Below are 8,767 nucleotides of genomic sequence, written 5' to 3'. Positions count from 1 at the left end.
AAACAATAGCCTCAAAAACTGGAGGCTATTCAATTTCACAATCTATTATGATTAATTACAATAAATAGGTAAGCTCTTTAAAGTCTGTCCCATCGCTGCATTCGTAAAATGATGAATAACATCAAAATCCTCAACTTGATGGATGTTAGCGAACCGTTCCACAAATGAAATTAAAGCGATAGACGGGATCCCAATTAAAGTTTTTTAAACCTAATTGGACTTACCATTAAGAGAGCGAGGATTAATGTAATCCATGCATTGCTATATGAAAACAATCCCATACCGGCCAATGGTAATCCAGCAGCTGGAATAGGTAATCCCTTAAAATATCCAATGGTTGGTTTTACACTAAATTTAGCTAATCTTAAAGCACCCATCGTTGGGAAAAGGATAAATGCCAAAGAAGTTAAAATAGATGGTGTTGCTATCGAATGAAATAGAAGTGCAGGCGCAACTCCGAAACTAACAATATCAGCTAAGGAATCCAATTGTACACCAAACTCACTGTTCACTTTTAATTTTCTCGCAATTCTTCCATCAAGGAGATCTAAAACAGCTGAAAAGAAAATAAAAATGGAGGCTACTTCCAAATAGTCACTCATATTCATGGTAATTGAAAAAACACCGCACAATAAATTTCCAATCGTAAATAAATTGGGTACAGCTTTTACTATCTGATTGAACAAGGTTGTCCCCCCTAAGTTGATCAAACTTCACATTTATGTAGCATTTTCTATATATTCTTCCGTTATTCTTGAAAATATATGACCACTGTATGCTAAGTAAATTTCGACAAGAGAAAAGCCGATTTCCTGTACGTTATGTTGGTTTATAAACATGTTTGATCAAAGGTAAGTCTATTCTCTCTAAAAGTTGCATTATATCTTCATATAGTCATAAAATTAATCTGTGGTCGAAAATGCGTAAAGAGCTGCTAGAATGAATTACTGAGAATACGAAGAATAAAGGAGAGAAACGGAGTAAAAACTAAAAAAATTAGATAAGGAAAATGGAGAGATGAATTAAATGTTAAAGATCATTAAACATTTAAAACCATTTGTTACTTCCATCATTGCAGTTGTATGTCTTTTAACTGTGCAGGCAGTATGCGATCTATCACTGCCAGACTATATGTCTAACATTGTCAATGTAGGGATTCAACAAAAAGGTGTAGAAAATGCAGTACCTGAGGTTATTCGTAAAAGTGAAATGGATAAACTTACGCTCTTTATGAATGAAAATGAGAAGAAAAAAGTAGCTGACAACTATGTGCTTTTAGATAAGAACAACCTCTCTCAAAGTGAACTAAAAAATGACTTAAAAGATTATCCACAGCTTGATAAAGAGCCGCTTTATAAGCTACATACAGAAGATAAAAATATAATTAACGAACTTAACAATATCTTTGGGAAACCAATGTTAATTACACAAGGAATTGAAAAAGGAGGCGCATCTGCTTTCCCTCCTGCTGCGACGGGTGACAACAAAACACCAGCGAAGCTTCCGCCAAATACAGATCCTTTTGCAATCATTGCGAAACTTCCTCAAGATCAAATCAATGCAATGAAAGAAAAGGCAGATGAAAAGTTTAAGAATATGCCAGGCAGCATGGTAACACAATCAGCCGTTTCATTCATTGAGAATGAGTATAAAAAGATCGGTATCAATATAGATAAGCTTCAATCTAATTTCATTCTTACTTCCGGCGGGAAAATGCTGCTTTTATCCTTAGTAAGTATGGCAGCTACCGTTATCGTGAGTTTACTTGCTGCAAAAGTAGCTGCTGGGCTCGGCAGAGACCTTAGAAAGAAAGTATTCCGGAAAGTTACAAACTTCTCGAATGCGGAGTTTGATAAGTTTTCCACTGCATCTCTAATTACAAGAAGTACAAATGATATCCAGCAAGTTCAAACACTTATGGTTATGATGCTTCGCATTGTATTCTATGCACCAATTTTAGGTATCGGCGGCATTATTAAAGTACTTACTACAGATCTTTCAATGGGATGGATTATCGCAGTTGCGGTAATCGCGATTTTAAGCTTAGTCATTGGTTTATTTAGCATCGCGATTCCTAGGTTTAAGCGTATCCAAAAGTTAGTAGATAAAATTAACTTAATCACTCGTGAATCTTTAACAGGTATGCTCGTTATTCGTGCTTTTAATAATCAAAAACATGAAGAAAAGAAATTTGAAAAAGGAAATCAAGATTTAACAAACACAAATTTATTTGTAAGCCGTTTAATGTCATTTATGATGCCAATGATGATGTTTATCATGAATGCCGTTACTGTACTTATTATTTGGGTTGGATCACACCAAGTGGATATGGGACATATGCAAGTTGGTGATTTAATGGCATTTATGCAATATACAATGCAAATCATCATGGCCTTCTTAATGATTTCAATGGTATCTATTATGGTTCCGCGTGCTTCAGTTTCCGCACAACGTATCGCAGAAGTTTTAGATACTGACATTACCATTAGTGATGTAAAAGAGCCGAAAACATTTGCTTCAGACAAGAAAGGTTACGTTGAATTTAAAAATGTTGGCTTTAGATACCCAGGTGCAGAAGAAGATGTGCTTTCCAATATCACCTTTACTGCAAAACCTGGTGAAACGACAGCTTTCATCGGAAGTACAGGTAGTGGTAAATCAACATTAATCAACTTAATTCCACGATTTTACGATGTCACAAGCGGCCAAATATTAATAGATGGCACGGATATTAGAGAAGTATCTCAGAAGGAATTAAGAGAGAAAATTGGTTATGTACCGCAAAAAGGAGTTCTATTCTCAGGTACAATCGAGAGTAATTTGAAATACGGTAAGAAAGAAGCAACTGAAGAAGAACTCGCAAAAGCGGCAGAAATCGCGCAAGCTATGGAGTTTATTAACGAAAAACCTGAAAGCTTCCGTACAGAAATATCACAAGGTGGTACGAATGTTTCCGGTGGTCAAAAACAAAGACTTTCTATTGCACGTGCTCTTACGAAAAAATCGGAAATCTTCATATTCGATGATAGTTTCTCAGCTCTTGACTTTAAGACAGACGCAGCATTGCGCAGAGCTTTAAACAATGAGATTACAGGAAGTACTGTTTTACTTATTGCCCAAAGAATCAGCACAATCATGAATGCCGATAAGATCATTGTACTTGACGAAGGAAAAATAGTTGGAACTGGTACTCATGAAGAGCTTATGGAAAACTGTGAAGTTTATAAGCAAATTGCTTTATCACAACTTTCAAGAGAGGAGTTGTCATCATGAGTGATAAAAAAATAGAAAATAGAAAACAAGGCGGTCCTGGTCCTGGCGGTGGCGGTCCTATGGGCGGCGGCATGAGAAAGATTGAGAAGGCAAAAAACTTCAAAGGAACGATGAATAAACTCCTTCAATACTTGAAGCCCTATAAATTATCAATCTTAGTCGTTATCCTTTTCGCAATCGGTAGTGCAGCCTTTACAATCGTTGGTCCAAAAATTTTAGGAAATGCGACAACAAAACTTTTCGAAGGACTCGTAAGCAAAGTATCAGGAGCACCCGGTGCGGCCATTGACTTTACCTATATCGGAAACATTGTTATTTTACTTCTTGGATTATATATACTGAGCACTGTGTTTGGTATTATCCAGGGGTACATTATTTCTGGAGTAGCTCAAAAAGTATCTTATAACTTCAGAAAAGAAATCGACGAAAAAATTAATCGTATGCCGCTGAATTACTTTGATAAAACAACGCACGGCGAAGTATTATCGAGAATTACAAATGACATAGATACGGTGAGCCAAACGTTAAACCAAAGTATGTCGCAAATCATCACATCCGTTATTACAATCATCGGTGTACTTATCATGATGTTATCAATCAGCTGGCAAATGACATTAGTGGCGCTTTTAATATTGCCAGTATCGATGATTCTCATCATGGCAGTCGTAAAACGATCACAAAAATACTTCAAATCCCAGCAAAAATATTTAGGACACGTAAACGGTCAGGTCGAAGAAATTTATAGTGGTCACAATATCGTAAAAGCCTTTAACAAAGAAGAAGAAGAAGTAAAAAAATTCGAAAAGGTAAATGATACCCTTTATCACTCCGCATGGAAATCTCAATTTTTATCTGGAATGATGATGCCGATTATGACATTTATCGGTAATATCGGTTACGTCGCTGTATCTATTTTAGGCGGATGGCTTGCGGTAAAGAGAACCATCGCAGTTGGAGACATTTTAGCCTTTGTGCAATATGTTAGAAGCTTTACGCAACCAATCGCTCAAGTAGCGCAAATCGCGAACGTACTTCAATCCACTGCAGCTGCTGCAGAAAGAGTCTTCGAATTTTTAGAAGAAGAAGAGGAAGTGCCAGAAGCAGAAAATCCAGTGAAGCTGCAAAAAGTTCAAGGAGAAGTTACCTTCCAAGATGTTCAATTTGGATACAATCCAGATAAGATCATCATCAATAATTTCTCATCTAACATTAAACCTGGACAAAAAGTAGCAATCGTCGGACCAACCGGGGCTGGTAAAACAACGATTGTAAAACTGTTAATGCGTTTCTATGACATAAACAGCGGTGCAATATGTATCGACGGTCACGATATAAAAGACTTCACGCGAGAAGACCTGCGCAACATGTTTGGTATGGTACTTCAAGACACTTGGCTATTTAACGGCTCCATCATGGAAAATATACGTTACGGTAGACTCGATGCTACAGACGAAGAAGTAATTGAAGCAGCGAAAGCAGCTCACGTTCACAGTTTCGTAAAAACATTACCAAATAAATATCAAATGGAACTAAACGAAGAAGCAAGCAACGTATCCCAAGGACAAAAGCAACTACTAACAATTGCCCGCGCCCTTATTGCGGATCCGAAAATATTAATACTCGATGAAGCGACAAGCTCCATTGACACTCGTACAGAAGTACTGATCCAAAAAGCGATGGAAAACCTTATGGAAGGTAGAACAAGCTTCATTATCGCTCATAGATTATCAACAATACGTGATGCAGATTTAATCCTTGTCATGAAGGATGGGGATATTGTAGAACAAGGTAATCATGAAGAGTTATTGAAAGCTGATGGTTTCTATGCTTCGCTTTATAATAGTCAGTTTGAAGGTGCGGATGCTTCTTGAGTTAGGTGTCCCGAAAGTCCATTTAAATAACTAAAACCCACGGTGAAAATTCATTTTCTTCGTGGGTTTTTATCATTTTTAAGGTATCGTAAATTCTGTAATGTTTTAGTGTTTCTCCTCCTTCTCCTCCTTCTCCTGTTTTATTACTTTCTCCAGAGCTAAGGAGCATTTCTTCCCCATTAATTGTTGCACAAGGGATAACCGGCTTAATTAAAGGGAATTATCAAAAAGGGTACTATTAAACAGAACAAGCCCAAGAAATAGATAAGGAGTGAACAAGCGATGGACAACATGATTAATACGGGCAACTTTGGTTTACAAAGGGGACCTGCTCAAAAAACGGTTGGCCAGTATTTGTTCGATTGCCTGAAACTGGAGGGCATTACCGAAATTTTTGGTGTCGCAGGGGACTATAATTTTACACTTCTTGATACTTTGGAGTGTTATAACGGCATCCGTTTTATAGAAGGACGAAACGAACTAAACTCGGGCTACGCTGCAGATGGTTATGCAAGAATCAAAGGAATATCGGCTCTTATTACGACCTTCGGGGTCGGGGAGCTCAGCGCCTGCAATGCGATAGCGGGAGCTAACAGCGAGCATGTACCAATAATACACATTGTGGGCGCGCCTCCTGAGAAGGATCAAAAAGAGCATAAACTGATGCATCACACCTTAATGGATGGAAATTTTGACGTCTTTCGCAAGGTGTATGAGCAGATTACGGCATATACCGCGGTGCTTACGCCGGAAAATGCCAAGATTGAAATTCAGACTGCGATTCGCATTGCTAAGGAAAAGAAAAAGCCGGTATACCTGGTTGTGGCTAATGATTTAGTGACCAAGCCGATTAAAGTCTGGACAGAGCCAGTACCACCACGTTCAACATCCAACCCGAATACCCTTCAGGCTGCAGTGAATCATGTCCGTACGCTTTTGGAACGTGCCCACCGACCGGTTATCTTGGTGGGTGTGAAAACGATGCGTTTCGGCCTTCAGACAGCAACTCGGCAGCTAGCCGATGCAATGAATGTGCCTGTTGTAACGATGATGTACGGGAAGGGGGGATTCGACGAGACCCATCCAAATTATATCGGAATGTATCTAGGCTCTTTCGGAGGTTCTGAAGTCCAAAGTACGGTGGAGAATGCAGATTGTATCATTGCAATCGGCATGGTATTGGCGGACACCAACACGGCGAAATTTACCGCAAAACTGAACCCGCTAATAACTGTCAATATTCAACCAGACATGGTTAAAATCGCTGAGGCGGAATATCCGAATGTTCTTGCAGCCGACATGCTACTTGCCGTGCAGAAGGTGGGTTATAAGGGAAAAGGTTTGACAGAAAAAAATTCATTCCCTTACGATCAATTAACAACTAATGTCGACGGATCTCTATTGGCGGAACGCTATTATCCGCGTTTTCAGTGCATGCTGAAAGAGGACGATATTGTGATCGCCGAGACCGGGACATTTTATAATGGAATGGCGGAGGTGAGATTGCCGGGCAATGTAACGTATATCGGCCAAGGTGGATGGCAGTCTATCGGTTACGCAATCCCCTCGGCGTTCGGTGCTATTATGGCCGCGCCGGAACGCCGAGTATTGGTGTTTACAGGTGACGGCGCCCTGCAGCTAACAGCACAGGAAATCAGTTCTATGCTCTATTACGGTTGCAAGCCCATAATCTTTATATTGAACAACGATGGTTATACAATTGAGAAATATTTAAATGTCAAAACAGAGGATCAAAAGTACAACCAAATCCCTCGATGGTCTTACACCAAGCTGGCCGAAGCTTTTGGAGGTAACGCGTTTACCGTTACGGTCCGGACCTATGGAGAGCTTGATCAGGCTATAATCCATGCTGAAAAGGAAAGCGCCGAAAGACTCTGTATAATTGAAATGATCGCAGGGAATCCGATGGACGCACCTGAATATATGCGACGGATGCGTAGTTATATGGAGAAGCAGGAAATGCAGCGCAGTCAGAAATAATATCCAATTCCCTAGTCCCTCCTAGTCCCTAATTGGATACTAATTGAACCGTTCTAATCATATTCTTTTAATAAAATGCAATTAAAGGGGTGTAAAGTAAGTTGACAAAAGTTAAGGTTAGTTTACGACCCATTGCAAGTAAGTTCAATTTACCTACTGTTTTGAAAACAACTATACTACCAGGTGACTCAATTGAAAGGTTATTCATTGCCACCCAGGTAGGAGAAATCTTTTACATAGGAGACGGAGTTATAAGGACTTTTTTAGATATTCGCCCGCGAATCATAAAATTAGGCACATCTGAAGAAGGGGTTTCTAGTAGTGGTTACGATGAACGAGGATTGCTAGGACTAGCGTTTCATCCACAATTTTATCAAAATGGTTTATTTTACCTTCATTATTCAGTAGCTGGCACTCAAGGTCCGGGTGCCCTTTCTGAACCTTTTAAACCTGATCCATGTGATCCGAAAACTTTAAACTTAAAGTGGGTAAATAGAGATAATCAATATGATCATATTGATACGGTTGAGGAATGGATTTTACAATCACATGGTCAATCTCAAAAACGACGGACATTACTTAACATAAGAAGGCCCTTTTTTAATCATAACGGAGTCAATAGTTTAAACTTTTCACCTGAGACTGGAAAACTTGTTTTTACAAATGGAGATGGTGGATCGGGTTATGATCCATTTAATTTAAGCCAGGATGATTTAGAAATAGCGGGTAAAATAATTGAAATCGATGTAAGTAAAAATACATTCATAAATAACCCTCCAGTAGTTACGCGATTTAATGAGTTTCCTTTATCTATACAAGAAACACTTACAGTAATTGCGAAAGGAGTTCGTAATATAACAGGTATTTCATTTCAAAGGTTTTATAATCAGTATATCAAATATGCTGGAAATGTCGGGCAGGATATTGTAGAGTCTATTTTTTCGTTTGTTCATTATAAACCCATACCGGTTACCGAACTTGTTCAAACGCATTTAATGAGATCCACTCCCATTCAAGATGGATTTATTAATTTTGGTTGGCGAGGATGGGAAGGAGAATTACCTACTTCTTTTATAAGGCACTGTTCTGAGAACCCTACTTTGGATGAGAGAACAATGGCTTATTATAATGAAACAATTCAAACGTCAGTGAGACGTATTCAGCCTCTAATTAGTTATTTTCATAAAGATTCCAGACCGGATAAGTTTGGAGGAACTTCACTTACAGGAGTTCAGCCTTATATGGGAACTGCAATACCAAATTTAACTGGTAGCGTCGTGTTTACCGATCTTGCCAAAAAAGAAGAATCTCGGTCTCCAGTTAAAGGTGTTTTAGCATATACTAGGGCAAGTATAGACGATAAACGTAATGATTTTCATGTTATTGAAACCAATTATGATTTTGGTGCTCAAGCAGCTTATTATGTTAGTTTAGGAACAAACTTAGATCAAACTAGATTATATTTAGGAGTTTACGGTTCTATGAAAGTAACTGATTTTAACAAAGGTACTATTTATGAAATTGTTCCATGATACGATATAAACTCTAAGTCTAAAAATATAAGAAATTCATTATTCTTCAAAATGCACGACCTGTTGTCCCTCTAAAAAACTTCTATGCAT

The 8,767-nt window shown here is 38.4% G+C and carries 5 protein-coding genes; 4 read left to right on the top strand and 1 reads right to left on the bottom strand.

The features are described 5' to 3' along the window. Positions 1–194: 194 nt before the first annotated feature. Positions 195–686: a CDP-diacylglycerol--serine O-phosphatidyltransferase gene (gene pssA / locus AB3X48_RS13885; RefSeq protein WP_002085344.1), complete on the bottom strand. Its 492-nt coding sequence runs from the start codon at positions 684–686 to the stop codon at positions 195–197. Between the two features lie 340 nt (positions 687–1,026). Here pssA and AB3X48_RS13880 point away from each other — a divergent pair, with 340 nt between their 5' ends. The 4 genes from AB3X48_RS13880 (at position 1,027) to AB3X48_RS13865 (ending at position 8,677) form a co-directional block, all read left to right on the top strand. Further along, positions 1,027–3,273, top strand: a complete 2,247-nt coding sequence (locus AB3X48_RS13880) for an ABC transporter ATP-binding protein (protein WP_016104959.1) — start codon at positions 1,027–1,029, stop codon at positions 3,271–3,273. Next, complete coding sequence (locus tag AB3X48_RS13875; protein WP_367959685.1) at positions 3,270–5,144, top strand: ABC transporter ATP-binding protein; 1,875 nt, start codon at positions 3,270–3,272, stop codon at positions 5,142–5,144. The genes AB3X48_RS13880 and AB3X48_RS13875 overlap by 4 nt, the downstream gene beginning before the upstream one ends. A gap of 282 nt (positions 5,145–5,426) precedes the next feature. Next, positions 5,427–7,145, top strand: a complete 1,719-nt coding sequence (locus AB3X48_RS13870) for an alpha-keto acid decarboxylase family protein (RefSeq protein ID WP_016104961.1) — start codon at positions 5,427–5,429, stop codon at positions 7,143–7,145. 101 nt (positions 7,146–7,246) lie between these two features. Then, entirely contained in the window at positions 7,247–8,677 is a 1,431-nt protein-coding gene (locus tag AB3X48_RS13865) for a PQQ-dependent sugar dehydrogenase (protein WP_016104962.1), read from the top strand. Positions 8,678–8,767 lie beyond the last annotated feature (90 nt).

Origin of the sequence: Bacillus sp. S4 (genome assembly GCF_040838205.1) — a bacterium.
GTDB classification, from domain to species: Bacteria; Bacillota; Bacilli; order Bacillales; family Bacillaceae_G; genus Bacillus_A; species Bacillus_A cereus_U.
This window is presented reverse-complemented; position numbering and strand designations above follow the sequence as displayed.

Coding starts and splice junctions, on each gene's coding strand:
- AB3X48_RS13880 (WP_016104959.1), top strand. CDS start 1,027: ATGTTAAAGATCATTAAACATTTAAAACCATTTGTTACTTCCATCATT.
- AB3X48_RS13875 (WP_367959685.1), top strand. CDS start 3,270: ATGAGTGATAAAAAAATAGAAAATAGAAAACAAGGCGGTCCTGGTCCT.
- AB3X48_RS13870 (WP_016104961.1), top strand. CDS start 5,427: ATGGACAACATGATTAATACGGGCAACTTTGGTTTACAAAGGGGACCT.